This is a genomic window from Neotabrizicola shimadae, from assembly GCF_019623905.1.
GTDB lineage: Bacteria > Pseudomonadota > Alphaproteobacteria > Rhodobacterales > Rhodobacteraceae > Neotabrizicola > Neotabrizicola shimadae.
Genome location: NZ_CP069370.1, coordinates 839,960 through 864,416, shown reverse-complemented (window position 1 = coordinate 864,416; position 24,457 = coordinate 839,960). Strand labels below are relative to the sequence as shown.

Annotated in this window: 20 protein-coding genes and 1 tRNA gene; 10 read left to right on the top strand and 11 right to left on the bottom strand. The window is 67.3% G+C overall.

The window, feature by feature from the left end:
* Nucleotides 1–5: 5 nt before the first annotated feature.
* From JO391_RS04060 to JO391_RS04045, 4 genes are all read right to left on the bottom strand, one after another.
* Nucleotides 6–1,685, bottom strand: a complete 1,680-nt coding sequence (locus JO391_RS04060; RefSeq protein ID WP_220662915.1) for a KpsE/RkpR family capsule polysaccharide export protein — start codon at nt 1,683–1,685, stop codon at nt 6–8.
* Entirely contained in the window at nt 1,663–2,322 is a 660-nt protein-coding gene (locus JO391_RS04055; RefSeq protein ID WP_220662914.1) for an ABC transporter ATP-binding protein, read from the bottom strand. Before JO391_RS04055 ends, JO391_RS04060 begins: the two co-directional genes overlap by 23 nt.
* A 177-nt stretch (nt 2,323–2,499) precedes the next feature.
* The gene (locus tag JO391_RS04050; RefSeq protein WP_220662913.1) at nt 2,500–3,687 is read right to left on the bottom strand and encodes a Na+/H+ antiporter NhaA; all 1,188 of its coding nucleotides are present in this window, start codon (nt 3,685–3,687) and stop codon (nt 2,500–2,502) included.
* 64 nt (nt 3,688–3,751) lie between these two features.
* Entirely contained in the window at nt 3,752–4,930 is a 1,179-nt protein-coding gene (locus JO391_RS04045; RefSeq protein WP_220662912.1) for a BaiN/RdsA family NAD(P)/FAD-dependent oxidoreductase, read from the bottom strand.
* Between the two features lie 121 nt (nt 4,931–5,051).
* Between JO391_RS04045 and JO391_RS04040 the strand changes: the two genes are divergently transcribed.
* The 4 genes from JO391_RS04040 to JO391_RS04025 all read left to right on the top strand — a co-directional run bounded on the left by JO391_RS04040 (nt 5,052) and on the right by JO391_RS04025 (nt 9,301).
* Nucleotides 5,052–5,126 (top strand) — tRNA-Gln (locus tag JO391_RS04040).
* 604 nt (nt 5,127–5,730) lie between these two features.
* Complete coding sequence (locus JO391_RS04035) at nt 5,731–6,039, top strand: DUF485 domain-containing protein (protein ID WP_220662911.1); 309 nt, start codon at nt 5,731–5,733, stop codon at nt 6,037–6,039.
* On the top strand, nt 6,036–7,772 hold the full coding sequence (locus tag JO391_RS04030) for a cation acetate symporter (RefSeq protein WP_220662910.1): 1,737 nt from the start codon (nt 6,036–6,038) through the stop codon (nt 7,770–7,772). The genes JO391_RS04035 and JO391_RS04030 overlap by 4 nt, the downstream gene beginning before the upstream one ends.
* 20 nt (nt 7,773–7,792) lie before the next feature.
* Nucleotides 7,793–9,301: a DUF294 nucleotidyltransferase-like domain-containing protein gene (locus JO391_RS04025; RefSeq protein ID WP_259444818.1), complete on the top strand. Its 1,509-nt coding sequence runs from the start codon at nt 7,793–7,795 to the stop codon at nt 9,299–9,301.
* A 32-nt stretch (nt 9,302–9,333) separates the two neighbouring features.
* Here JO391_RS04025 and speB read toward each other — a convergent pair whose 3' ends face one another.
* Nucleotides 9,334–10,299: an agmatinase gene (gene speB, locus JO391_RS04020; RefSeq protein WP_220662909.1), complete on the bottom strand. Its 966-nt coding sequence runs from the start codon at nt 10,297–10,299 to the stop codon at nt 9,334–9,336.
* Between the two features lie 198 nt (nt 10,300–10,497).
* On the bottom strand, nt 10,498–10,974 hold the full coding sequence (locus JO391_RS04015) for a DUF6790 family protein (RefSeq protein ID WP_220662908.1): 477 nt from the start codon (nt 10,972–10,974) through the stop codon (nt 10,498–10,500).
* 137 nt (nt 10,975–11,111) lie between these two features.
* Between JO391_RS04015 and JO391_RS04010 the strand changes: the two genes are divergently transcribed.
* Complete coding sequence (locus tag JO391_RS04010; RefSeq protein WP_220662907.1) at nt 11,112–11,543, top strand: DUF1801 domain-containing protein; 432 nt, start codon at nt 11,112–11,114, stop codon at nt 11,541–11,543.
* A 74-nt stretch (nt 11,544–11,617) separates the two neighbouring features.
* Here the strand turns inward: JO391_RS04010 and JO391_RS04005 are convergent, their stop codons facing one another.
* Nucleotides 11,618–13,021 (bottom strand): aminotransferase, encoded by a 1,404-nt coding sequence (locus tag JO391_RS04005; protein WP_220662906.1) that lies wholly within the window; start codon nt 13,019–13,021, stop codon nt 11,618–11,620.
* 160 nt (nt 13,022–13,181) lie between these two features.
* Here JO391_RS04005 and JO391_RS04000 point away from each other — a divergent pair, with 160 nt between their 5' ends.
* The gene (locus tag JO391_RS04000; RefSeq protein WP_220662905.1) at nt 13,182–14,441 is read left to right on the top strand and encodes an alpha/beta hydrolase; all 1,260 of its coding nucleotides are present in this window, start codon (nt 13,182–13,184) and stop codon (nt 14,439–14,441) included.
* A 3-nt stretch (nt 14,442–14,444) separates the two neighbouring features.
* On the opposite strand, the gene JO391_RS03995 is transcribed toward JO391_RS04000, so the two are convergent.
* From JO391_RS03995 to JO391_RS03985, 3 genes are read right to left on the bottom strand one after another with little or no spacing between them, the layout of a single operon-like run.
* A complete protein-coding gene (locus tag JO391_RS03995) occupies nt 14,445–15,200 on the bottom strand; it encodes an esterase/lipase family protein (RefSeq protein ID WP_259444817.1) in 756 nt (251 codons plus the stop codon).
* A gap of 54 nt (nt 15,201–15,254) precedes the next feature.
* Entirely contained in the window at nt 15,255–17,492 is a 2,238-nt protein-coding gene (locus tag JO391_RS03990) for a xanthine dehydrogenase family protein molybdopterin-binding subunit (RefSeq protein WP_220662904.1), read from the bottom strand.
* 3 nt (nt 17,493–17,495) lie between these two features.
* Nucleotides 17,496–17,963, bottom strand: coding sequence for a (2Fe-2S)-binding protein (locus JO391_RS03985; protein ID WP_220662903.1), 468 nt, complete (start codon nt 17,961–17,963; stop codon nt 17,496–17,498).
* 90 nt (nt 17,964–18,053) lie between these two features.
* Between JO391_RS03985 and JO391_RS03980 the strand changes: the two genes are divergently transcribed.
* The 4 genes from JO391_RS03980 to JO391_RS03965 all read left to right on the top strand — a co-directional run bounded on the left by JO391_RS03980 (nt 18,054) and on the right by JO391_RS03965 (nt 23,638).
* On the top strand, nt 18,054–18,677 hold the full coding sequence (locus tag JO391_RS03980) for a TetR/AcrR family transcriptional regulator (RefSeq protein WP_220662902.1): 624 nt from the start codon (nt 18,054–18,056) through the stop codon (nt 18,675–18,677).
* Nucleotides 18,678–18,852: 175 nt separating this feature from the next.
* Nucleotides 18,853–19,974: an efflux RND transporter periplasmic adaptor subunit gene (locus JO391_RS03975; RefSeq protein WP_220662901.1), complete on the top strand. Its 1,122-nt coding sequence runs from the start codon at nt 18,853–18,855 to the stop codon at nt 19,972–19,974.
* Nucleotides 19,971–23,099: an efflux RND transporter permease subunit gene (locus tag JO391_RS03970; RefSeq protein ID WP_220662900.1), complete on the top strand. Its 3,129-nt coding sequence runs from the start codon at nt 19,971–19,973 to the stop codon at nt 23,097–23,099. The genes JO391_RS03975 and JO391_RS03970 overlap by 4 nt, the downstream gene beginning before the upstream one ends.
* Before the next feature lie 26 nt (nt 23,100–23,125).
* On the top strand, nt 23,126–23,638 hold the full coding sequence (locus JO391_RS03965; RefSeq protein ID WP_220662899.1) for a flavin reductase family protein: 513 nt from the start codon (nt 23,126–23,128) through the stop codon (nt 23,636–23,638).
* A 173-nt stretch (nt 23,639–23,811) separates the two neighbouring features.
* On the opposite strand, the gene JO391_RS03960 is transcribed toward JO391_RS03965, so the two are convergent.
* Entirely contained in the window at nt 23,812–24,396 is a 585-nt protein-coding gene (locus tag JO391_RS03960) for a HupE/UreJ family protein (RefSeq protein ID WP_220662898.1), read from the bottom strand.
* Between the last annotated feature and the right edge of the window lie 61 nt (nt 24,397–24,457).

Genomic DNA, 24,457 nt, shown 5'->3' with positions numbered 1-24,457 from the left:
CGTCCTCAGGCAGTGACCTGTTCGCGCAGGATGGCGACGGTCATGGAGATCATGAGGTAGATGCCAGCAAAGATCAGGAATGCAACAGCCGTGTTCTGCCAGGCGCGCGGATAGGTGGGCGTATCCGGTGCGATCGGGCTGACCGAGAGCGAAAGGTAGCGCACTTGGCGGTTGGCCTCGACCCGGGCGGCCTCCATCGCCTGGACGGCCTGGGCCAGAAGAAGCTGGCGCGTCTGCACATCGGCCTGGGCAACCAGAAGCTCACCCTGAACCTCGGCCAGGGATTGGCCCTGGTCGCCCGATTGTGTCATGCGGTCGCGCAGGTCCTGGATTTGCTGTTCCAACGTGGCGATCCGGCGCTTGACCGGCTCCATCCGGGCGACGTTGGGATTGGCGTTGGATTCCATCTGGGCGAGCGACAGCTTTTCCTGCGCGAGCAGGGTCGAAAGCTCGGTGATCTGAGCCGAAAGCAGTTGCACCTCGACCTCGGAGGACAGGACCTTGGTCTTCTGTTGCAGGTCCACGACGCGCTGCTGTGCCTCAAGCATCTTCTGTTCGGCATCGGCAAGAGATTCGCGGGCGCCCTGCATCTGGTCTTCGCGCAGGCGCTTGGTCATCGCATCCACCTGCTCCTCGGCATAGCCGATGAGCGCGCGCGAGAATGCTTCGGATTCCGCAGGCGTGGGGGCGATCACCTCCATCTTGATGATGCCTTCCGTCGGGTCGTAGGCGATCTGCACGTTGCGCTGATAGAGACTGTACGCCTCGTCCGCCGAGGCGTTGGCGGGCAGGCGCTGGAGGAAGTCGATCTTGTCGCCCTCGAACGCCCCGGTGAAGCCCTTGTCGGCGTTGAGCCGCGTCATGGCGTCTCGCGATTGCAGGTAGCCCTGCACCGACATGCTGTCCTGCGCGGTGGCGAACTGGGTTCCCGCGAGCAGGCTGCCCAAGCCGGGAGCCACGGGTTCGGCCTGCTGAATGACGAATTCGCTGTGCGTGCCGTAAAGCGGCGTGGCGACAAAGAAATAGTACCAGGCCACCACCAGCGTGGGCAGAGTGACAAAGAAGAACAGCCGCAGCGCGAGGCTACCAAGGCGGCGGCGGCGGCGGCGCACGATGTCGCGCTGAATACGCAGGATGTCCGCGGCATGGCTTTCCTCTGCGCGGACCTCTGTCGAGGGGAGCTGGATCGGCGAAATCGTCGCCGGCAAGCGTTGCGCGCCCCCGCCGTCAGTCACCGCAAGCGCGCGCGATGGCTGCTGTGCGCCATCGGTGTTGACCAGCTCCAGAAGCGGGGTGCGCTGGAACGGGTCGACCCCGGCCTTGCGCAGAAGGCGAACAGCGTCGAAATCGGAGGTGGCGGGCAGGTTGTGCGCCTGGGCCAGACGTCGCGCCATGCGCAACTGGCGGCCGGTCAGCCCCTCGCGACGGATGGCGTCGATCTCTGCCGCAGCGTTGTCGGAAGGCACGTTGGGCGGCACATCCGGTAGCCCGTCATCTTCGGCCGCAAAGGGCAGGTCTGCACCGGACGGCGCCATCGACGCGGCAAGGCGCGCGGCCGTGCCTCCGGGCGCACGCCCGGCGACCGATACGACTTCGGCCCGGTGGGGAACATTCGGCGCGGCCGGGGCGGAAACCGGATCGGGACGCCGCGTCCGGAACCGCCTAACCTTGAGCTTCGTAGTCATAAAGCTGCTTCGCCTCTTCCAGAGTGTCGAACATGTAGAGTTGGCCGTTGCGCAGGACGGCGGCCTGGTGACAGAACTTTTCCACCGTGCGCGGCTGGTGCGAGACGATCACCACGGTCGATTTGCGCAGTCTTTCGCGCAGGATGCCACCGGCCTTGCGGTTGAACTCCACATCGGTGGTGGCGGGCATGCCTTCGTCGATCAGGTAGATGTCGAATTCCAGCGCCAGCATCAGCGAAAAGGAAAAGCGCGACCGCATCCCCGCCGAGTAAGTGCCGACCGGCATGTCGAAGTACTCGCCGATGCCGCAGAGCCAGCGGCTGAAGCTTTCGACATAGTCGGCATCCAGCCCGTAGAGACGCGCGATGTAGCGCGCGTTTTCCGTTCCCGAATGCTTGTTGATGACGCCGCCCATGAAGCCGAGCGGAAAGGAGACCCGGCTGGTGCGCAGGACCTTGCCTTCGTCGGGCTTTTCCAGCCCGGCCATCATGTTGATGATGGTGGTCTTGCCGGTGCCGTTGGGGGCAAGGATGCCGAGGGAACGCCCGAGTTCAACCCGGAACGAGGCCTGGTCGAGGATCACCTTTCGGGTCTTGCCCGTCCAGAATGACTTCGACACTTGCTGGAATTCGATCATTCCGTCCTGGCCCTGCCCGATGCCCGGTTCTTTCCGGCCCCTCCCCTTGTCTCAGCAAGGGGTTAATGACCGGTTCGCAACCGAATACCCGCGCCTCTGTGCGAGCCTGCCTTCAATGACAGGCCTTTCGGGCGACATTATGTCTGGAACTCGCCCCGACTGTCCATGCCCGGCCGATCACGGCGCCGTGGCGCGCCGCAAAGGCAGGGCGGCGGCCGCGGCGAAGAGACCGATGGCAAGGCCGAGGCGCGCCGCCGCGTCCGGCAGGCCGCCGGGCATGAGCTCTCCGATGGCCAGAAGCGGTACGGTGAAGGAGAGCGCCGCAAGCGCCGCAAGCACTGGCCAGTCGCCGGGGCGCAGGCCGGGCGGCATGGGCAGGTGCGCGAACCGGGCGCCGGCCCAGACCGCCGCCAGAAGGCCAAGTGGCTTGCCGGCCCAGATGGCGGCGAGGATGGCCAGCGTGGGCGTGCCCGCAGCCGACAGAACGACACCGCCGCAGGTCAGGCCGAAGAGAAAAAGCGTGACGGCCACAGGGCGGACCAAGAGCTGAGCCAGACGGTTGAGGGGGTCGTGCAGGAAGCCCTCGGCTTCTGCGAAGAGGCCGAAGTTGCGCCGCGCATGGGGCATGGCGGGGATCACCGGCAGGAGGCCAAGCGCACCGGGCAATCCTGCGGCGAGCACGCCGATCCAGGACAGAAGACCAGCCACCGCCCAGGGCCAGAGCTGCAGGACATGAGCGCGCGCCACCTCGCTGCGCTGCCGGTCGCGGTACACAAAGGCGCGGGCGGCCAGCGGCGCGGCAAGGGGCAGGATCAGCCAGAGCGGGCGGAACACCTCGGGCGGCCGGCTGAGGCCCATGGCAAGCAGTCCCGCCATCTCGAGCCCGATGGTAACGGCCAGGAGGACGTGCAGCGCGGGATGGCCGGGGCCGAAGACGAGGCGGCCAAGGGCATAGGCCAGCACCACGTCAGAGCCGATCGGAATGGCCCAGGCGCCTGCCGGCACCTCGGGCAGGAGGGCGGCTGCCAGAAGCCATGCGACAACCGAGCCCGCAAGGCCGCCTGCAATGGCGAGGGCGGGCAGGGCCGCCCGCCGGCCGGCCAGCGCGCCATGAGGCAGCGTCAGCGCCTCCCACAGCTCCTTTCCGATGAAAGCGAGGAAGAGGGCCATCAGCCCCTCGGTCACCAGGGCCAACGGGGTCAGGGCCATCGGGCGGGGCAGGATCAGGCCGGGCAGGTCGGTCAGGCGAAACTCGATGGCGTCGTAGTAGGTCTCGGGAGAGAGGTTGACCCAGAGCGTGGCCACCAGCGCGCCGGAAAGGAGCGCGCGGGCGAAGTGGCGGACGAAGGGCGAGACGCGGTACATCGGGACCTCGGGCTGTGGAGGGCCAGCATTAGGCCAAGTCGCGCAGAGGCGACAGGGGGCGGGTTCAGGCCACCTGCCCCGCCGCCCAGCCCGAAGACCAGGCCCATTGGAAGTTGTAACCGCCAAGCCAGCCGGTGACATCAACCACTTCGCCCACAAAGTAGAGGCCGGGCACGCCCTTCGCCTCCATCGTCCGGCTGTCGAGCGCCTTTGTGTCCACGCCGCCCACCGTAACCTCGGCAGTGCGGTAACCTTCGGTCCCCACAGGGCGGATGCGCCAGCGGTGGAGACGATCCGCCAGCCGAGCCATGTCGGCCCTCGACAGCCCTGCCACAGGCTTGTCGAGCCGCAGTTCGGCTTCGACCTGGCGGGCGAGGCGCTCGGGCACGATGCGCGCAAGAAGCGTGCGCAGTGCCATTCGGCCGCCTTCCGCGCGACCATGGGCGACCAGGGCATCAAGGTCGGCTTGCGGGCAGAGGTCCAGTTCCACCGGCTCGCCCTCCCGCCAGTAGCTGGACAGCTGCAGGATGGCGGGGCCGGAGAGACCGCGGTGGGTGAAGAGGATGGCCTCGTCAAACCGCGTGCGCCCGGCGCGGGCGGTGCCGGATACTGCCACGCCCGCGAGGTCGCTGATTGGGGCGAGGTCCTGTTCGGCCATTGTCATGGGCACGAGGCCGGGGCGGGTTTCTGTCACAGGCAGGCTGAAACTTTCGGCGATGCGGTAGCCCATGCCGGTTGCGCCCATCTTCGGGATCGACTTTCCTCCGGTTGCCACGACCACCGCCTCGGCCCTTGCCGGGCCACGTGCCGTTTCCACGGTGAAGCCCGCGCCCTCGCGCCGCACGGCGCCCAGGCTGCAACCAAGCCACAATGCGCCGCCGGCGCGGGCCAGGTCATCGGTCAAGAGGCTCACGACCTGGGTGGCGGAACCCTCGCAGAAAAGCTGGCCAGCCGCCTTTTCCGTCCAGGCGATGCCCGCACCTTCGATCCGGCGCAGGAAATCGCGGGGCGTGAAGCGGCTGAGCGCCGAGATGGCGAAGCGCGGGTTGGCCGAGATGAACCGGTCGGGCGTTGTGGCAAGGTTAGTGAAGTTGCACCGGCCCCCGCCCGAGATGCGAATCTTCTCGGCGGGCTTTGCGGCATGGTCGGCAACGATGACGCGCCGTCCGCGCCGCGCCGCCTCGATCCCGGCCATGAGACCGGCCGCACCTGCCCCGAGGACCATGACATCGCAGCTTTCCATGACCTCCCCTAGCGCGCCGGACCGGGCCGCGACAAGGCCAATGAAAGGCCAAGCTTCCGTTCGGGTTTTCCACCGGACCCCCTTGCACCCGTCGGGAGGCTTCGCTAGAAGGCCGCGCAGTTGGGGCGTCGCCAAGCGGTAAGGCAGCGGTTTTTGGTACCGCCATACCTAGGTTCGAATCCTAGCGCCCCAGCCAACACCTTCCGAGCAACGAAGCGTCAGGTCCGACCCGAGGGGGCGTATTGCCGCCATCGCGCGCTCTGCGCGCGGCCCCTTTCCGACCTTGGGACGGGCTCATCGGCCGACCCTTGATGCTGCGATGCAGCGTCCGAATCCGTGGTGCCGGCGGGTCGGGAGCGCGAGGGGGCGGGAGATCGCGCCCTGCTGCCAGATGGCACGTCAATTGCGCATTTTTCCTTGTACTTGCTGCAGATCGTCGCAGGCCGGAGCGACTCGGTATACAATTGTGCACATTTGTCGCAGCCTGCGGCCGCCCCTGCGACCATTCTGCATATGCGAGATGCGTGACCTGCCCCGGATACTGGCGCGGCCGGTACGAAAGAGGACGTGCCGGCCAAGCTGGGACCGGGTCTTGCGGCCCGAGTCGGGGAGTGAGGAGGTGACGGCCATGCCCGCACGCTGCACCGCGGGGATGCGTCCGGTCACTGTTCGGGGCCTGTCGGCCGGTCGTCTGACCGGCTCGCACGCCCCGAAACCTGGGCCTGCCGGGCGCTGCCGCCCGGCCGTCCGAACCCGCCGGCAGGACCTGGACAACCTCTGCGTTGAACAAGGGGACTGACATGGACACCAAACTTGCAGAGCGCATCGCCGCCCTGCCCGCTTACAAGGAACTGAAGGAACGGCGATCACGCCTGGGCTGGTGGCTGACCATCGCCATGCTGATCGTCTATTACGGCTTTATCCTGCTGATCGCCTTCGACAAGGAACTGCTGGCCACGCGCATCGGCGACGGTGTGATGACCCTCGGGATTCCGCTTGGCTTCGGCGTCATCGTCTTCACCGTGATCATCACGGCCTTCTATGTGATGCGCGCCAACAGCGAGTTCGACGAACTTTCTGAAAAGGTCCGTCGGGAGGCGCTGAAATGATGCGGCTCACCACATTCACGGGCGCAGCCCGGATACTTGCTGCAGCGATCCTGGGCCTTGCCCCCACGCTCGCGCTGGCCGCCGGCACGCTGGAAGGCGATGTCCACAAGCAGGCGACCAACTGGACCGCGATCATCATGTTCGCCGTCTTTGTGACAGGGACACTGTTCATCACCAAATGGGCGGCGGCAAAGACAAAGTCGGCGGCCGACTTTTACACGGGCGGCGGCGGGATCACCGGCTTCCAGAACGGCCTTGCCATCGCCGGCGACTACATGTCGGCGGCCTCTTTCCTGGGGATTTCGGCCGCTGTTATGGCCTCGGGCTTCGACGGCCTGATCTACTCGATCGGCTTCCTGGTCGGCTGGCCGATCCTGACCTTCCTGATGGCAGAACGGCTGCGCAACCTGGGCAAGTTCACCTTTGCCGATGTGGCGGCCTTCCGCTTTGCCCAAACCCCGGTGCGCATGTTCGCCGCGATCTCGACGCTGGTCGTCGTGGCCTTCTACCTGATCGCGCAGATGGTGGGTGCGGGCCAGCTGATCCAGCTGCTCTTCGGCCTGGATTACTGGATGGCCGTGATCATCGTCGGCGGGCTGATGATGGTCTATGTTCTGTTCGGCGGCATGACGGCAACGACCTGGGTGCAGATCATCAAGGCCTGCCTGCTTCTGGGCGGCGCGACCTTCATGGCCGTCATGGTGATGGCACACTACGGCTTTTCGGTGGGGGCCTTCTTCTCGGATGCGGTGAACGTCAAGGCGGCCATCGCGGCCAAGACGCCAGACACCACGCCCGAGGCCGCCGCCGCTGCGGGCCAGTCGATCATGGCGCCGGGCAAGTTCATCACCGACCCGATCTCGGCCATCTCGTTCGGCATGGCGCTGATGTTCGGCACCGCCGGCCTGCCGCACATCCTGATGCGCTTCTTCACCGTTCCCTCGGCCAAGGAAGCGCGCAAGTCGGTGATGTGGGCGACCACCTGGATCGGCTACTTCTACCTTCTGACCTTCATCATCGGCTTCGGCGCCATCACCCTGGTTCTGACCAACCCGGACTTCCTGGATGCGGAAGGCAAGCTGGTGGGCGGCAACAACATGGCGGCCGTGCACCTGGCCAACGCGGTGGGCGGCAACGTCTTCCTCGGCTTCATCTCGGCCGTGGCCTTCGCCACGATCCTGGCCGTGGTGGCCGGTCTGACGCTGGCCGGCGCCTCGGCGGTCAGCCACGACCTCTACGCGACCATCGTGAAGAAGGGCAACGCCGATAGCGCCGCCGAACTGCGGATGTCGCGCTATACCGTGTTGGCGCTTGGCGTGATTGCCGTGCTGCTTGGCATCGCCTTCGAGAAGCAGAACATCGCCTTCATGGTGTCTCTTGCCTTCGCCATCGCGGCTTCGGCAAACTTCCCGGTGCTGTTCCTGTCGCTTCTGTGGAAGGGCATGACCACCCGAGGCGCCGTCATCGGCGGGTTCATCGGCCTGATCCTGTCGGTGGGCCTGACCATCCTGTCGCCGTCGGTCTGGGAAGCCACGCTTGGCTTCGAGAAGGGCACCGCGCCCTTCCCGTACACCTCGCCGGCGCTCTTCTCGATGGTTGCGGCCTTCGTCGGCATCTGGCTGTTCTCGGTGCTCGACAACAGCGCCCGGGCGAAGAAGGATCGTGACGGGTTCCTGGCCCAGCAGGTCCGGTCTGAAACCGGCATCGGCGCGTCCCAGGCCTCGTCGCACTGAACCTGCCGGAGGACTGCCCGATGCCGAATACCAGCATGCCTGATCCGGCATCGGTGCCTGTTCTCGAAACCACTGGCCTCCCCCCCGCGGGGGAGGCCGCAGCGCTTCGTCACGAACGGCGTGAATTCGTGTCGCTGATGAAGCACAAGGTGCGCGACGCACATCTGCACAAGCCCCATGTCGTCGATGGAACGACCGACCTGGTGACCCTGTGCGCCCAGATGGCGAAGATCGGGGCCAACGATGCGCTGGTGCGCGATGGCGACCGGCTTGGCATATTCACCACCACCGACCTGCGCGATGCCCTGGCCGACGGCACGCCGCCGCGCGACCGGCAGGTACGCGAGATCGCCCATTTCAAGCCCCATGCCGTCCAGGCCGATGACGAGCTGTTCGACGCGCTGATCCTGATGCTGCGTCAGCGCATCCACCGGGTTCTGGTGCGCGAGGGCGACCGGACCCTGGGCCTGCTCCACCAGATGGACCTGATGGCCTTCGTGGCGGGCCATTCGCAACTGATCGCCCTGCAGGCGGCCAATGCCCCCGACATCGCGGCGCTTGGTCTGGCCGCCCGGCAGATCGACGGGCTGATCACCGACCTTTACGGCGACGGCGTCCGGATCGAGGTCATCGCGGGTCTGGTCGGCGGATTGAACCGTCAGGTGTTCCAACGGCTGTGGGAGATTCTGGCCCCGCCCGAACTGCGCGCGAACAGCTGCCTCATCGTTATGGGCAGCGAGGGCCGCAACGAGCAGATCTTCAAGACCGACCAGGACAACGCGCTGCTGCTGCGGGACGGCTTCCAGCTGCCGGGTCTGGATGACATCACCGCCGCTTTCACCGCGGCGCTGCTCGACTTCGGCTATCCGCCCTGCAAGGGCGGCGTGATGCTGAGCCGCCCGCTGTGGTGCCAACCCGTGGCGCAGTTCCGTGAGACGATTTCCGACTGGATCCATGGCAGCTCGCCCGATGGGCCGATGAACCTGGCGATCTTTCTCGATGCGGTCGCGGTCACGGGCGACGCGGCCCTCCTGGCCGAGGCACGCGATCATGTGGACCGCGCTCTGTCCGGATCGGATGCCTATTTCGCCCGCTTTGCCGCGGCGGTAGACCAGTTCGGCGCCGAGGAGGGCGGCTGGTGGCGGCGCCTGCCCGGCCTGCGCGGTCGCGAGGCAGCCGAGATCGACCTGAAGAAGCTGGGCATCTTCCCGCTGGTCCATGGCGTGCGGACGCTGGCCCTGCAATATTGCCTGCGCGAGATCGGCACGGCCGATCGCCTGGCCGCGCTGGTCGCGGCAGGGCGGATGGATGCGGCGCTGGCCCGAGACCTGACCGACGCGCTGCGGTTCCTGATGTCGCTGAAGCTGGCCAACAACCTGCGCCAGATCGAAGGTGGCCGCGCCACGGACAATACGAACCGACTGTCCGAGCTTGGCACGCTGGAACGCCAGTCACTGCGCGACTCGCTAGGCATCGTGCGCGACTTCCGCCGATGGCTGGGCACGCATTTCCGGCTGGAAGCGCTGTAGCCGGCGCCAGGCTTCGCCCGGCGCCGGGGCTGTCAGCGCTGCGTCCGCGCCCAGTGGTAGAGGCAGATCAGTTCATAGGCGACATGGGCGCCCGCGATGGCGGTGGCGCCGGTGGTGTCGTAGGGCGGGCTGACCTCGACGATGTCGCCACCGACCATGTTGATGCCGGCCAGGTCGCGCAGGGCGGCGGCGGCCTGCCAGGAGTGCAGGCCCCCCCAGACCGGCGTGCCGGTGCCGGGCGCATAGGCCGGGTCGAGGCAATCGATGTCGAAGGTCACATAGGTGGGGCGGTCGCCGACGATGGCCTTGGCCTTCTCGACCACGGCCGCCACGCCGGTCTCGTGGACCTCGCGGGCGTCGATCACATGGACGCCGAGGTAGTCCTCGGTCGTGGTCCGGATACCGATCTGGACCGAACGCGTCGGGTTCACGAGGCCGGTCTTTACCGCCTTGTACATCATGGTGCCGTGGTCGATGCGGGTCAGGTCGTCGTCGGGCCAGAGGTCGGAATGGGCGTCGAAGTGGATGACGGCGAGGGGGCCGAACTTTTCGGCATAGGCCTTCAGGATGGGGAAGGTGATGTAGTGGTCGCCGCCGAGCGTGATGGTCCCTGCCCCGGCCGCGAGGATGGTGCGGATGTGGGCGGTCAGGGCCTCGGGGAAATCGGCCACGCGGGCATAGTCGAACGCGAGGTCGCCGTAGTCGACGATGGACAGCTCGTCCAGGGGATTGGTCGGCCAGCCGTAGGGCGGGTCATAGGGTTGCAGGCTGGAGGCCTCGCGGATGGCGCGGGGGCCGAAGCGGGTGCCGGTGCGGTGGGTCACCGCCTGGTCGAAGGGCACGCCGGTGATGGCGAGGTCCACGCCGGTGAGGTCTTTGGTATAGGTCCGGCGCAGGAAAGAGGTCGCGCCGCCGAAGGCATTTTCGAAGGCATAGCCGCGCAGACCCTTGCGGGTGAAGGCGGTATCGACCTGGGACTTGGCGTCTTCTAGGGCCATGGGAATCTCGGGGGTTCAGGCGCGGTATCGTTCGGGCCCGAGACGCCGCGGATCGGGTGGCGGAGGACTAACCGATGGGGGGCACAAGTCAAGCCCCTGCGAAGCGTCCGAGCTCGGACGCCCCATCCGTGATAAGGATTTCAATGTGTTGCGGGCGCGTCTTAACTTGGACTTTACACTTGTCGGACCTGACCCAACTCACCGCCGGCGCGCGAGGATGGCAAGGACCGGCAGCAACACCATCTCGATCAGCGTAATGACGAGCAGGATGCCGAAGTTGTTGGCGGAATAGTTCCCGGCCTCGACCACCTGCCGCACATGGCCGATGGCGACGCCCAGGTTGAACAGCGCGATGTACCAGACCACGGCGGCGCGGAAGCCGGGGCCGCTCCAGAACGCCACGACGGCGGTGATGCCGATCGCCGTGTCGGCCACGCCGATCTCGAACTGGAAGGGGCTGACCTGCCAGCCAATCGAGGCGGCGGCAACCTCGGGGAAGAAGATATGGAAAACGCCCGCCCAGATCCCCCCGAGCCCGACCGAGAGAAGGAGGAGCCAGGCCAGATAGCGCTCGGCCGCGGCCGGGCGGCGGCGCAGCGTGGCGATGACCAGCGCCAGCACGAACAGGATCAGCGGCATGTTGCTGAGGATCAGGCGGATGGCATCGGCAATCATCGGGGGGCTCCGGCTTCAGGTCGGCGCATCTGGCACGGGCGGGCCGGGGGTGACAAGGGCGAGGGACCGTTTCGCCCTTGGCGCGAAGGGGTTATGCTGGCCTTGCCAGCGCAGGGGGCGGAACGGGAGAGACCGGGATGACGGAAGAACTTTCGGCTTCGGCCCGGATCGACGGGCGGATCGCTGAACTGGGCGACTGGCGGGGCGAGCGGCTGGCAGAGGTGCGGGCGCTGATCCGGCAGGCGGTGCCGGCGGTCGAGGAGACCTGGAAATGGCGTGGCGTGCCCGTGTGGGAAAGCCACGGCATCCTCTGCTCGGGCGAGACCTACAAGGACAAGGTGAAGCTGACTTTCCACAAGGGCGCCGCGCTGGCTGACCCTGCAGGGCTGTTCAACGCGCAGGACACAGGAAGCACGCGGCGGGCCATCGACCTGGCGCCGGGGGACCGGCTGGACCCCGTGGCCTTCGTGGCGCTGGTGCGGGCAGCGGCGGGGCTGAACCGCACGCTGGCGGCGGGGCGGGCGCGCAAGGCCGCCGGGGCGACCAGAGCGCCGTCGACTGGCCCCTGAACGGGCGGCTTGCTCTTTGCGGAAATGCCCTGAAAGGGGGTCGGGGGGCATTCTGCCCCCCGGTTCCTTCCGGTTCAGCCGATGCGGTAGCCTTCGCGCACCAGATCGTCGGTGACACGGCGGATGGCCTTTTCCAGCACTTCGGCGGCGAAGTCGATTTCGCTTTCGGTGATGACCAGCGGCGGCGACATGACGTTCAGGTGGCCAAGCGGGCGGACGAGCAGGCCCATGTCCTCGCAGATGTCGGAGATGCGCTTGGATTCGTTCGCCTCGTCGGGCAGCACCGCCTTGGTTTCGCGGTTGGCGACGCTTTCGACGCAGAGCATCAGCTTGCGGCCGCGCACGTCGCCGACCAGCGGCAGGGCGGACAACTCGCCCATGCGGCTTTGGAAATAGTCACCGACCTTGCGGGTGTGCTCCAGAAGCCCTTCGGATTCGATGATCTCGATGTTCTTCAGGCCGGCGGCGCAGGCGACCGGGTGGCCGGAATAGGTGAGGCCGGAGGTGAACCAGCGGTGGCCGCCCTTGGCCATCACGTCCCAGATGCGGTCGGAGAAGATCAGCGCGCCCAGGGGGACATAGCCCGAGGTCAGGCCCTTGGCCGAGGTGATGATGTCGGGCTGGACGCCGAATTCATCGAGGCTGGCGAACCAGTGGCCGAGGCGGCCGAAGGCGGTGACGACCTCATCGGCGATGAAAAGGATGTCGTGCTTCTGGCAAACCTGCCACATGCGGCGCAGATAGTCTTTCGGCGGGATGACGATGCCGCCCGAGGCCTGGATCGGTTCGGCGATGAAGCCGCCGATGCGGTCGGCACCTTCGCGCGCGATCAGCGCCTCGAATTCCGCGACGAGGTCGTCGCAGAACTGCTCTTCCGTCATGTGGGACGGGCGGCGGTAGCAGTTCGGGCTGGCGAGGTGCCAGATGCCTTCGGACTTGTAGTCGAATTCGTCGATCCGGTCGCCGTTGCGCTTGCCGACCGACTGGGTGAGGTAGGTCGAGCCGTGATAGCTGGCTTCGCGCGCGACGATGCCGGTCTTGGTGGGGTTGCCCTTGGCGCGGTGGTAGAAGCTGACCATGCGCACGGCGGTGTCCACGGCGGTGGAGCCGCCGGTGGTGAAGTGGACGCGGTTCAAGTCACCCGGCGCGAGTTCGGCAATCTTCGCGGCCAGACGCGCGGCGGGGTCGTTCGTGACGTCGACAAAGTAATTGGCATAGGCCAGCCGTTCGGCCTGGTCGGCGATGGCCTGGGCCATGTCCTTGCGGCCGAGGCCCACGTTGGTGCACCACATGCCGCCCACGGCATCGAGGTAGCGTCGCCCCGAGGCATCCCAGAGGTAACACCCCTGCCCTTTGGTGATGACCAGCGAGCCCTTGTCCTCGAAGGGTCCGAAGTTCGTCCAGGGGTGCAGCGAGTGCGCCCGATCCATCTCCCACAGCGCCTCGTTCGGGAGGATCGCCTGAGCCACGGCCGTCATTTTGAATCTCCAGTCAATACCCAGAAGCGGACCATAGCCGATCCCGGGAAAAAGGCCAGAGGCTTTTGATCAAATTGACCGCGGGTCGGGGGGCGGATGGCGGGTTGAAAATCCGGGGTGGCGCGGCAAGGGTGGGGATGGCTTGGCGAAGGGACCGCAGATGACGCGCAGGACTATGGTTCGGATATCGGCGCTGGCGGTTCTTCTGGTGGTGGCGGTGACGGCGTTCTTCGTCTTCTACCACCCGCCGATGCGGCTGATGCCACCGCCCCTGTTGTTCCAGGGCCAGCGCGATGCGGTGACGGGGCGGATCGAGGAACTGGGCGAAGGCAGCCGGCTGAGCGTGTTCTATGCGACGAGCCGCCTGCCGGTGGGGCCGCGCGACAACCGGCTGTACACGGTGGCGCCGGACACGCGGCTGCATCTGGGCACGGCGGATCTGCGCATTGGCGGGGAAGAGACCACGCTGGCGGACCTGGTGGAATGGACTGCGGGTTATGCGGGGGGCGACCGGCCCTTCGTGCATCTGGATGCGATGCGCGAGGCGGCGACGGTCGGGGAGCCCGAGGTTGCCGCCTGGCTGGACGGGGTGCGCGCGGCGCTGGCGGCATCGGGGCGCAAGGATCTGCTGGTCTATGTGCATGGTGCCAACACCACGGTGGAGCGCGCGGCGGGACAGGCGGCGATGCTGCAGCATTTCGGCGGGGGCAACCTGGTGGTGGTGGCCTTCGTCTGGCCCACGGCAGAGAATTTCCTGCGCTATGGCAGGGATGTGAGGAACGCCTTTGCCGCTGGGCCGCATCTGGCAGAGCTGATCGCGATGCTGGCGCGCGAGACCGGGGCGGAGGGGATTGACGTGATGACCTATTCCGCCGGGGGCACGGTGGGCAGCACCGGGCTGGCCGTTCTGGCGCGGGATTATCCGGATCAGGCGGGGATGCTGGGGCAGGTCTACCATGCGGCGCCGGATGCGGATTTCCGGGGGTTCGTGGAGGACCTGGCCGCCTATTCGCCGGTGGCGGCGGAAGTGACGGTGGCGGCGAACATGGGCGATTCGGCGCTGCGGCTGGCGCAGACGGTCAACCGCGCCTCGCGCGCGGGGCGGCCCGACCTGCGGGAGCTTTCGCCCGAGGCGGGGGCCATGCTTCTGGGGGCGACGGAGGACGGCATGGTGGACCTGTTGCAGGTGCTGCCCGACGAGATGCCGGATCTGCCGGCAAGCTCTCATACCTTCTGGTATGACGACCCCTGGGTCAGCAACGACCTGTTCCTGATGTACCTGTTCGGGCTGGACCCGGCTGCGCGGGGGCTGGAGCGGCGGGTGACGGCGGCGGGGGCGCCGGTCTGGACCTTCGGGGCGGATTATGTGGAGCGGATGCGGGCGCTGGCGCCGGGGCTTGGGCTGCCCCCACCAGGCTGAACCCTAGCGGTGGGTGATGCGGCGCATCAGTTCGGCCCAGGTCAGGCTCTGGTCGAAGGCGCCGGTCCGCAGGAAGGTGATGGTCTGCGCGATCACCAGCGGGTTGTTCATCATGAAGGTATGGGTGACTGGCAGAGCGATATGATCGCTCATGCCCTCGACCTTGGTGGAGGCGACGGAGACCTTGCCGTCGTTCGGCCCGTCGAACAGGAAGGGCGAGAGCACGTTGGTGCTGATCGTGCCGGCGATGATGCCAAGGGGGAAATCCACCGGGGGCAGCGCGGCAGCGATGCCGTCCTTGCCGGTGCCGAGCTGCATTCCGGCCGGGCCGGTGAAATAGGCGAATAGCTGGAGGTCGCCGAAGGCATCCACCAGTTCCGAGCCCTGGTTGGGCGGCCCCAGCATGACGACGCGGCCCAGGTTTTCGGGGCGTTTGGACGAGGCGAGCCAGAAACGGGTGAGGATGCCGCCCATGGAATGAGTGACGATGTTCATCGTGGCTGGCCCACAGGCCTCGGCCGCGGCCTCGGCGTGGCCGACCAGCATGTCGATGGTGCCGTCGGTCGAGGGATAGCCGAAGTTCACCACCCTGTAGCCGGCGGCTTCCAGCATTTCCTCCATCACGATGAGCGAGGCTTCGCTGCGGCCGAGGCCGTGAAGGAGCACGACACATTCGGGTTCGGCCGCCCTGGCCGGCGCCGTCAGCGACAGGAGGGCGGCGAGGCCGAGCGCGAGGGAGTGGGCCTGGGTCTGGGTCATGCCCGACGCTAGCCTCTGGCCGCGCCGGGGCCAAGCCCCGGCACTGCTGCGCCATCAGGCGAAGGTGACAGACTTCGACAGCGGCAGGTCGCGCAGGCGCTGGCCGGTGAGCGCGAAGATCGCGTTGGCAAGCGCGGGCGCGGCGGGCGGAGTGCCGGGCTCGCCGATGCCGCGGATACGGGGCATGTTTTCCAGGACAGCGACCGTCACCGGCGGCATCTGCGGCAGGCGGAGCGGTTCGAAATCCCAGAAAGTCTGCTGTTCCACCGCGCCCTCGGCCACCGTGATCTCGCCCCGGATTGCCGCCGACAGGCCATAGACCATGCCGCCGAAAACCTGCGCCTCGATGTTGCGCGGATCGAGCGCCACGCCGACATCGACCACTGCCCATGCCCCGGTGAGGCGCAGGCCGCGGTCGGTGTCTTCCACCTCGATCACCTGGGCGGAGGGCACGCCGAAGGACAGGCCGAAGGCCAGGCCCTTGGCGCGGCCGGGCGCATTGGCGCCCCAGTTGGAGATTTCCGCGAGCTTTTCCAGCACTTTGCGGGAAGCATCGTGGGAGAGGATCGAGAGGCGGAAGTCGAGCGGATCGACTCCGGCCTGATGCGCCAGTTCGTCCAACGCGCTTTCGAGGAAGAAGGCGTTCTGCGAATTGCCCACCGAACGCCAGGAGCCGACCGGCAGCATGACCGGGGCGCGGTAGCCGCGCACGCGGAAGTTCGGCAGGGCATAGGGCTGGTCTGCGGCGCCCTGGACGATGGTGCTGTCGGGGCCGGGCACGGAATAGCCGAGCCGTCCGACCTGGCTTTCGATCACTGAGGAGGATGCGGTTTGCACATCCAGCGCGACAAGGCTTTGTCCGTCGAGCCGGGCGCGGATGCGGCCCATCGCGGCGGGGCGATAGGCATCGTGGGTCATGTCTTCCTCGCGGGTCCAGGTCAGAAGGACCGGCGTGCCCTCCATCGCCTTGGCCACCGTGATGGCCTGGGCGATGATGTCCATCTCGGCCCGGCGGCCGAAGCCGCCGCCCATGAAGGGTGTTTCCACGCTGACGGACTCTTCTGGCAAGCCCGTGAGTTGCGCGCCGACCTTCAGAATCTGGGTGGGAAGCTGGTTGCCAGCCCAGACCTGGAGTTTGCCCTCCTTGAGCCAGGCTCCCGCGGTCATCGGCTCCATCGTGGCATGGGCGAGATAGGGGACGGAATAGCCGGCCTCGAAGGAGGCGGATTCACCAAGGGCGGTTTCGGCATCGCCATCGTTGCGGTTCGTGCTATCGAGGCGGTCCGGGGTGAAGGAGGCGGCAAGGTCGGCAAGGATCGCCGCGCTGTCAGCGGCATAGGGCGCGGGGCCCCAGTCGAAGGCGATGGCGGCGGCGGCGTTCATCGCCTCCCAGGTGCTGCGGGCGACCACGGCGGCACCGTTCGGCAGGGGCACGACCTTGACAACGCCGGGCATCCCTTCGGCCACGCTGGCATCGAAGCCGCGCATGTCGCCGCCCAGGCCGGGATTGGTGCGGGCCGTGGCGTAAAGCATCCCCGGCAGGCGAATGTCGGCGGTGAAGGTGGCGGTGCCGGTGACCTTTGCCAGCATGTCGGTGCGGGGCAGCGAGGTGCCGAGCAGTTTCCACTGGTCGCGGGGTTTCAGGGGCGGGTCCTGCGTGACCGCGACCTTGGCCGCGTCCGCCGCAAGTTCGGTATAGGCCAGCCGCCTGCCATCAGGGGCGATGACGGCACCGCCTTCGGTCTTCAACTGGTCGGCGGGAAGGCCCAGCCGGGTGGCGGCGGCCTGCACCAAAGCGATGCGGGCGGCGGCGCCGGCGAGGCGCATCTTTTCATAGGCGTCGGGGACCGAGGAGGAACCGCCGGTGATCTGGAAGCCCAGGAATTTGGCGGGCACGCGCATGGCCCCGCGCATGGTCTGCGCAAGCGAGCTTTCGTCGATGGGGGCGAAGGGAACGCCCTCTTCCAGCACCGCGGCGTTGTAATAGGCGGCGGAGGCGGGGCCGTGGATCACCTTCACCGTGGACCAGTCGAGGTCCATCTCTTCGGCCACGAGGGCCGCGAGGGTGGTGTGGACCCCCTGCCCCATCTCGGCCCGCGGCGCGATGAGGGTGACGCCGCTGGCGTCGATCAGGACATAGGGGTTGAGCGTGGCGCCGCCGTCCGGCAGTTCGGAGAGAAGCGGGTTGGCATAGGGCGTGCGGTACTTCCACCAGCCGAAGGCCACGCCGCCGGCGATGGCGAGCGAGCCGAGGAGGAAGCTGCGCCGCGCGATGGTTCCGACCTTGCCCATGGTTCAGGCCTCCGACAGGCGGCGGGCAGCGTCGTGGATCGCGGCCCGGATGCGGGGATAGGTGCCGCAGCGGCAGAGGTTGCCCTCCATCGCGGCGTCGATCTCTTCTTCGGTGGGATTGGGCGTCACGGCCAGAAGCGAGGCCGCTTGCATGATCTGGCCGGACTGGCAATAGCCGCATTGCGCCACCTGGGCATCGGCCCAGGCGGCCTGCACGGCATGAAGCGCCTGCGGCGATCCCAGCCCCTCGATCGTGGTGACGCTGGTTCCGGCGGCATCCGACAGCGGAACCTGGCAGGAGCGCACGGCCTGGCCGTCGATGTGCACGGTGCAGGCGCCGCAGGAGGCGATGCCGCAGCCGAACTTGGTGCCGGTGAGGTTCAGCCCCTCGCGCAGGGCCCACAGAAGCGGCATGTCGGGCGGAAGGTCGAGCGTGACGGACTGGCCGTTCACGGTGAGGCTGGTGGTCATGGCGTCTCTCTCCGGTTCGCTTTGACAGATTGAGCGCGAAATGTCAGGATGTCAATTGACATTCTGAAATCGTTTTGTCAGTCTGTCGGCATGATGGACGATGCCTCACCTTCCGACCGTCAGGACACGATCCTGGACGCAGCGTTTCACGCCTTTGCCACCTATGGCTTTCGCCGCACCTCGATGGATGACATCGCGCGCGGGGCGGGCCTGTCGCGCACGGCGCTGTACCTGCATTTCCGCAACAAGGAAGACATCTTCCGGTCGCTGGCGGTGCGCTATTTCGACGAGGCGCTGCGCGACATGGAGGCGGCGCTGAACCGGCCCGGTCTGGATGCCGAAGCGGCGCTGATGGCGGCTTTCGTGGCGAAGGACGGCAAGTTCATGGAGGCGGTGCTGAGCACGCCGCATGGCGACGAGTTGATGGATGCGGGGTTCGCGATCACCGGCGACCTGGCGGCGGAGGGCGAGGCGCGCATCGAGGCTTGCCTGGCGGAATGGCTGGGCCAGCGCGGCGTGCCCGAGGATCTGGGCGGGCCGGATGAGCTGGCGCACGACATCCTGGTGGCGCTTAAGGGGCAGAAGCTGGCGGCGCGGGATTTTCCGATGTATCGGGCCGGACAGGCGCGGATTGCCCGGATTTTCGCCCGCGTGCTGGATGCGCCGCCGGTTGCGGGCTTGGGCGGGCGGGACAAAGCCGCGGTGCAGCGATAGCCTGCCGATTGGCTCTGGTAAGTGACGCTGCGTTGCGAGATGATCCGCCGCGACGAACTGACGCTGCCAGGCGATCCTTCGCACATCTGTCCCCGCCTGCGCCGCAGTCTTGCCAAAGCGGCGCCTTCGGTGTCGGCGATCTCTGCGGCGTCAGCAGACAGTACAGGAATTGACCATGAGTTCGTTTTTCAGACCCCACCGGCTTCTGGCGTTCGCCGTGCTGATCGGCGCCGGCGCCTGGGTTCTGACCGGGGAGTTCGCCTCGGTCGGCGGCGGGCACGGCGGCGAGCCGGCCTCGGCCGAAGCCGCGACGACGCCCGAGCCTGTGCCGGCCGAGGCGACGCCGCTGACCCGGACGGTGGGCGTGGTGACGCCGCAGTTCCGCGACCATTCGCGCGCGATCCGTCTGTCGGGCATCACCGCCCCGGACAAGAGCACGATGCTGGCCGCGCGGACCGAGGGCATCGTGAAATCGCTGGATCTGGAAAAGGGCCAGATGGTCCCCGAGGGCGCGGTGGTGATGACGCTGGAAGGGCCGGAGGTCCATGCCCAGGTCAAGATGGCCGAGATCACGCTGGAACAGGCCAAGCGCGACCTGGACGTGGCAGAGCGGCTGTTCAAGGGCGGCAACAAGGCCGAGACGGCCTATAACGCAGCGGTGACGGCCAAGGAATCGGCCGAGGCCGCGCTGGCGCTGGCCAACGCCGCGGTGGACCGGCTGACGCTGCGCACGCCCTTTGCCGGGATGATCGACACGGTCGAGATCGAGCCGGGCGAATGGGTGCAGGGCGGCGCGCCGGTGGCGAGCCTTCTGGCGCTGGACCCGATCATCGTGAAGATCGAGGTGGGCGAGCAGGACGTGGGCTATTTCGCGCCCGGCGGCGCGGCCAAGGTGACGCTGGTCACCGGGCAAAGCCGCGAGGGCACGATCAGCTATATCGCGCGCGAGGCCTCGGCCCAGACGCGGACCTTCCCGGTGGAAGTCACGCTGGCCAACCCCGATTACAAGCTGCCCGCGGGCATGACGGCTCAGGTCGAGCTGCTGGCGCCGCCGGTGCGGTCGGTCACGGTGCCGCGGTCGGTGATCACGCTGTCGGAAGACGGCGATCTTGGGCTGCGCGTGGTGGGTGACGACGACATCGCCAGCTTTGCGCCGGTCGGCATCATCGACGACACGCCGGACGGTCTGGTGGTGACGGGCGTGCCTTCGGGCAGCCGGATCGTGGTGGCGGGTCAGGATCTGATCCGGGACGGCGACAAGGTGAACACGGTCGAAGACGCGCAGGTCACGGAATGAGACTGGTCGAGACCGCCATTGACAATGCCCGGCTGACGATCTCGGTCCTGATGTTCCTGATCCTGGCCGGGGCGCTGGCCTATGTGAACATTCCCAAGGAAGCCGAGCCGGACATCCAGATCCCCATCATCTATGTCTCGATGAGCTATCAGGGGATTTCGCCCGAGGATGCGGAGCGGCTGCTGCTGCGGCCGATGGAAACCTCGCTGAAGACCATCGCCGGCATCAAGAAGATGACCTCCACCGCCTATCAGGGCGGGGCCAACGTGCTGATGGAGTTCCAGGCCGGGGCGAACCTGGACAAGGCGCTGGACGATGTGCGCAACAAGGTCGCCCAGGCGCGGCCGGAGCTGCCGCAAGGCACGGACGAGCCCACGGTGAACGAGGTCAACATCTCGGAATTCCCGGTGCTGGTGATCACGCTGGCGGGCGACGTGCCCGAACGGGTGCTGACGAAGGCCGGGCGTGAATTGCGCGACCGGATCAAGGAGTTGCCGGGCGTTCTGGATGCCGACCTGAAGGGCGTGCGCGACGATCTGGTCGAGGTGGTGGTGGAACCCACCAAGCTGCCGGGCTATGGCCTGCGGCCCGACGTGCTGTTGCAGGGTTTCCTCTCCGGCAACCAGCTGGTGGCCGCCGGCGCGCTGGAAGGCTCGCAGGGGCGCTATGCCATCAAGGTGCCCTCGCTTCTGGAAACCGCCGAGGACGTGGCGAACCTGCCGCTGATCGCCACCGATACCGCCACGGTGCGGGTGCGCGACGTGGCGACGATCCGGCCCACCTACAAGGACCCCGAAACCGTGACCCGGTTGAACGGCGCGCCCGCCGTGGCGATCGAGGTGTCCAAGCGCACGGGGGCAAACCTGATCGCCACGGTGGACTCGGTGAAGGAAATCGCCGCCGAGTTCCAGAAGACCCTGCCCGAAGGCACGGAAATCTCGTTCAGCCAGGACAAGTCGAAGGACATCCGCCAGCTGCTGGCCGACCTGCAGAATTCGGTGCTGACGGCGGTGATCCTGGTGTTCATCGTCATCCTGTACGCCCTGTCGGTGCGCGCCTCGCTGCTGATCGGCCTGGCCATTCCCGCCTCGTTCCTGATGGGGATGCTGGCGCTGTCGATGGCGGGCTATACCGTCAACATCGTGGTGCTGTTCTCGCTGATCCTGGCGGTGGGGATGCTGGTGGACGATGCGATCATCGTCACCGAATATGCCGAACGCCAGATGTCGATGGGCGTGCACCGGCGCGATGCCTTCGCCGCCGCCTCGCATCGCATGGCGGGGCCCGTGATCGCGGCCACCATGACACGGGTTGCCGCCTTTTCGCCCCTTCTGTTCTGGCCGGGCATCGTGGGCGAGTTCATGAAATACATGCCGATCACGCTGATCGTCACGCTTTCAGCCTCGATGCTCTATGCGCTGATCTTCGTGCCGACGCTGGGTGCGCTGATCGGCAAGGCCGAGCCGCACCCGGAAAACCACAAGGACGGCGCCTATATGTGGGTCGTGGGCAAGGCGGTGCGGCACCCCTGGACAGTCCTGGTGCTGGCCATCGCCCTCCTGGCGGCGGTTCCCTACGCCTATGGCAAGTATGGCAAGGGGGTGGAATTCTTCCCGAACGTCGAGCCGGATTACGGCCTTCTCTACGTGAAGGCGCGCGGCAACCTGTCCATCGAAGAGAAGGACAAGCTGGTGCGCATGGCTGAAGAGCGCATCCTGGGCTGGCCGGGCGTGGAAACCGTCTATGCCCGCACGGGCGAAGGCGGCGGCGCGGGCAACGATGCCGGGCCGGACGTGATTGGCGTGATCCAGTACGAATTCGTGGACTGGCGCGCGCGCAAGAACGCCAATGCCATCCTGGCCGACCTGCGCACGGCGATGACCGGCCTGCCCGGCGTGGACATCGAGGTTTCGGTGCCCCAGGCCGGGCCGCCCACCGGCAAGGCGATCCAGATCCAGCTTTCGGCGCAGGATCCGACCTACCTGAACGAGGTGGCGGTGGCGGTGGCCGACCGGCTGGCGCAGGTGCCCGACGTGATCGACGTGTCGAACGGCCTGCCCCCGCCCGGCGTGGACTGGGAGCTTGTCGTGGACCGGGCCGCCGCGGCGCGTTATGGCATCTCGCCCGCGACCGTGGGGGCGATGGTGCAGCTCGTCACCACCGGGCTGAAACTGTCGGACTATCGCCCCGCCGGGTCGGATGACGCGGTGGACATCGTGCTGCGCTTGCCGCCCGAGATGCGGACGATCTCGCAGCTGGACCAGCTGCGCATCCAGACCGCCGAAGGCGCGGTGCCGCTGGCCAATTTCGTGAGCCGTTCGGCCGCGGCCACCACGGGTACGCTGACCCGGATCGACAGCCGCCGGACGGTGACGGTGCAGGCCGGCATCCGCGAAGGTGTGCAGGCCGACAAGGTGCGCCAGCTGGTCACCGACCAGCTGGAGGCGGCCAACCTGGACCAGTACGGCATCCGCTGGAAGCTGGCGGGCGAGGACGAGGAACAGGCCGAAGCCGGGGCCTTCCTGGCCAAGGCCTTCGGCGCGGCGATGTTCCTGATCTTCATCGTGCTGCTGGCGCAGTTCAACAGCTTCATCTCGGTCGGGCTGGTGCTGTCGGCGGTGGTGATGTCCACCATCGGCGTGCTTCTGGGCCTTCTGATCACCGGCCAGCCCTTCGGCGTGGTCATGACCGGGATCGGCATCATCGCCCTGGCGGGCGTGGTGGTGAACAACAACATCGTTCTGATCGACACCTACGACAAGCTGCGCCACGAAGGCATGACCAAGATCGACGCCATCCTGGAAACCTGCCGCGAACGGTCGCGCCCCGTGGTGCTGACCGCGCTGACGGCCATTCTGGGGGTGCTGCCCATCGCCTTCGGGCTGAACCTGGAGCTCCTGAACCACGAGACGACGATCGGCGCACCCTCCACGCAATGGTGGATTTCGCTGTCCTCGGCCATCGTCTTCGGCCTGGCCTTCGCCACCGTTCTGACGCTGGTGGTGATCCCTTCGATGCTGATGATCGTAACCCGTGGGGATGGTCCGCGCCGGTCTTTCTGGCAAAGGCTGAAATTCTGGGGTCGGCGGTCGGGCAGCGCGTCGCGGGGCCAACCGGCGGAGTAAGACCGGGTGGCACGAAGATGGGCATCATGACGGCGCAGACAGCATTCACCGACGACCCGACGCCCGGCGATTTTCGCCATGCGATGCGGGCGATGGTAGGCAATTGCAGCCTGATCACCGCGGGCGCGGGCGACCGCGCCTCGGGCCTCGTGGTGACATCGGCCATCTCGCTTTCGGCCGAACCGCCCCTGCTTCTGGCCTGCGTGAACCGGTCTTCGTCCAGCCTGCCGTTGCTGTCGGAGTTCGGTTGCTTCGGCCTGTCCTCGCTAGGCGCCGCACATCAGGCGGTGGCCGAGCGATTTTCGGGCTTTGCCGGGGTGAAGGGCGCGGCGCGCTATGAGGGCGCCGAATGGGAGACTGCCGTGACCGGCGCGCGGCTTCTGAAAGGCGCGCCGGCGGCCTTTGACTGCACCGTGGACGAGATGATCGAGCGCGCCACGCATTGCATCCTCATCGGCCGGGTGCGCGCCATCCGCACCGCGCCAGAGGCCGGGGCGCTCATGTACTGGCACGGCACCTATCGCCCGATGCCGGGCTGACGGCTCAGGCCGGGTCCGCCGGGCGGCAGGGGTGGCCGTCAGCGGTTCCCTGCCCGTTGCCTGCGCAAAGGCTACATCACGATACGGGTACCGCTGAAGGCGGGTGGCATCCTCACCCGCCCGGCCCATGGCCCCCGGGTGTCGGCGGCGAGTATGATGGTGCAGGATACCGCTCAGCCCGCCATCAGCAGGTAAAGCCCGCTCGCCGCGATGCCCAGGCCCATGCCGCCCTGCAGGACACGGGCTGCGGTGCGGTTGGCGATACTGCGGGCGATGCCGATGCCGGCCAGGTGCAGCGCCAGGGTCGAGATCAGGAAGCCGGAGAGGTAGGCGGCGATGGTCCCTGTCGCCTCGGTGGCATGGGCATGGCCATGGGCCGAGGCGAACAGCGCGATGGCCCCCAGCGAGGCCGCGGTCTGCCATTGCGGCTGGCCGGGGCGTGACAGCAGCACCAGAAGGCCGAACACGATGACCGAGGCGAGGATCACCGTCTCGACCGCCGGATAGGCGATACCGGCCCAGGACAGCCCGGCCCCCAGGGCCATCGCCCCCATGAAGGTGGCTGCGCCCATCCAGAACCGGTTGGGCAGCACGAAACCCGACCACAAGCCCACCGCCAGCATGGCCAGCAGGTGATCGGGCCCGGTCAGCGGGTGCAGCACGCCATGCAGGAACCCATGCGCATCGCCCTGTCCGGTATGGGCCAGCGCCGGGCCGGCGGCCAGGGCGACGACGGCGGTAACGGCAAGCTTCTTCATGGTGTTCCCCTTGGCAGGCTTTGACGCGGGCCGGTCCGGCCCTGTCCGGTGACATGACATG